The organism is Bartonella sp. AU18XJBT (assembly GCF_028618595.1).
Taxonomy (GTDB): domain Bacteria; phylum Pseudomonadota; class Alphaproteobacteria; order Rhizobiales; family Rhizobiaceae; genus Bartonella.
Genome location: NZ_JAQITE010000103.1, coordinates 1 through 2,366 on the forward strand (window position 1 = coordinate 1; position 2,366 = coordinate 2,366).

1 protein-coding gene and 1 pseudogene are annotated in these 2,366 nt (G+C 36.9%); both read left to right on the top strand.

Annotation, left to right across the window (positions count from 1 at the left end):
• Positions 1 to 456: DUF3987 domain-containing protein (locus tag PVV60_RS10145; protein WP_273724630.1), on the top strand; the 456-nt coding region annotated here is incomplete at its 5' end.
• Between the two features lie 668 nt (positions 457 to 1,124).
• Positions 1,125 to 2,366 (top strand): annotated as a pseudogene (locus PVV60_RS10150) (DEAD/DEAH box helicase family protein); the annotation flags it as partial.

A 2,366-nucleotide genomic window follows, 5' to 3' on the forward strand; every position in this document is an offset into this window, starting at 1 on the left:
AAAGAAGCCAAAGAGAATAACCTTTCTGAAAGTTTACAAGCGCATCTTTTGAAAATGCCCAAAACCATAGTAAGTCTTGCGTTGATTTTTGAATTGACCGAAGGGGGGCGTTTTGAAATCAATAAAGATGCCCTTCAAACAGCGTTGCGTTGGGAAAAATATTTGTTAAGTCATGTCAAAAGGCTCTATGCGGCTGCGGATAGCCTAGCAACAGAGGGGGCAAAATTGATTGTCGAGCGCTGTGATCATTTACCCGATGTCTTTACGGCAAGGGATGTTTATAAACGTGATTGGAAATGTTTAAAAGACAAAGAAGCTGTGAAGCAAGCTTTAGAGCTCTTATGTCGCTCCAATCATATTCGTCAAATAGCAAGTGAAAATAGCTCACAAGGCGGTCGACCTACCATACGTTATGAATGGCACCCGTTCGTCAAAAACAACAGCATCAAACAATGAAACGCTTATAATTTTATTTATTATTCTTAAAACCTTCAAAGATCTTATCGTACCAACAGAAGGTTTACGAATTATCTTTGAGGGTTTTTGTTTTATCATTTTTTTAAGAAGAAACATACAGAGGTTCTTTTAAATCTTGTGTCTAAAGATATCCAAAACACAACCTCTATAGGTTTTGACGGGGTTTTGGGTTTTGACGGTTGCCTCTTTTAGATAAAAAAACGATAAAAAATAAAAACGTTATATTTCAATGTGTTAATATTTTACAGATTTAAAAAAAACAACTCATATTGATAACACAACCTATAAATTCAACTAATAGCATACGTTTTGAAGGGGTTTTGACGATTTTTACACCTTCAAAACCTATAAGCAAAATTCGTAATAAAACTTATCAAAATACTTACTTTGATATCTTAAAAGCACATAGTTCATTTGTCTTTTTTATCATAAAACGAATAGCAAATTTCACTATTTTGCTGATCTGATCTCTCTCATAGGCTGTGGATAAACAGCCTTAAAAAAAACTTTTGAAAAAATATCGGCTTTTTTTAGCAGTTTTTTTCCCTTTTTTATCGTTATTTGCCTTAAATGCATTCAATTGAATTCATTTTGATTCTTTTGATGATTATTGATCATCTCATAAGGCAATGGATTTTTATTACAATATGCTGCAATCTGTTAAGTCTGATAATGAACAATTCACTTTACGCTCTCTTTTACAATCCTATCGTGAACAGGCAACATCAAATGCTCTACGGGGGAAAGTGTTTGAAGATTTTGTGACAAAATATCTTATGTATGACCCTCTCCACTATGGGAGATACGAAAAAGTTGAGAGCTATTATGAATGGGCTAAAGAGCGTGAAGATTGGAATAAAAATGATATCGGCATTGATCTGGTGGCAAAGCTTCGCAATCAAGAGGGTTATGTCGCTATTCAATGTAAGTTTTATCAAGCAGATCATCAGATCAGTAAAAAAGATATTGATAGCTTTATCGCGGCATCTGGAAAAGACATCTTTAAATATCGTCTTCTTGTTGATACCACAGAAGTGGAATTAAGTGACAATGTGAATGCCATGATTAAAGGACAAGCGATACCCATTTATCGCATTGACCTTCGTCATATGGAAAACAGTCGTATAGACTGGCAAATATTTGCAACGAAAAAAGAAATTGTTCTGAAATCAACAAAAGAGCCTCGTCCCCATCAAGAAGAAGCCATCAAGAAAGTTTGTGAAGGGTTAAAAGAAGCAAACCGTGGCAAGCTGATTATGGCATGTGGTACGGGCAAGACGTTCACAAGCCTTAAGATAGCAGAGACCATAGCAGGAAAAGGCAAGCGTGTGTTGTTTTTGGTGCCTTCCCTTGCTTTGATGTCACAAACAATCCGTGAATGGACCCTTGATACAGAAGTGCCCTTGCGTTCCTTTGCTGTGTGTTCGGATACACAAGTGGGAAAGCGTCGTAAAAAACAAAATGATGATGAGGCGGCTCTTGATACCTCTGATCTTGCCTGCTACAACGGATGCAAAAGAGCTTTCTCGTAAAGCGGGTAAGTCTTCTCTGGATGTGATGACGGTGGTGTTTTCCACTTACCATTCAATCCAAGTGATTTCCGATGCACAAAAAGACCATGATTTACCCGAATTTGATTTAATCATTTGCGATGAAGCACACCGTACAACGGGTGTTGTGTTGGGAACAGACAAGCATGAATCTGAATTTATCAAGGTTCATGATAACAGCATCATTCGGGGTAAAAAACGTCTGTATATGACAGCAACGCCCAAGATCTTTGCTGATAGTGCTAAAAAACAAGCCCATGAAATGAATGGCATTTTAGCGTCTATGGATGATGAAGCCCTCTATGGAAAAAATCTTTACACCTATACATTCTCAAAAGC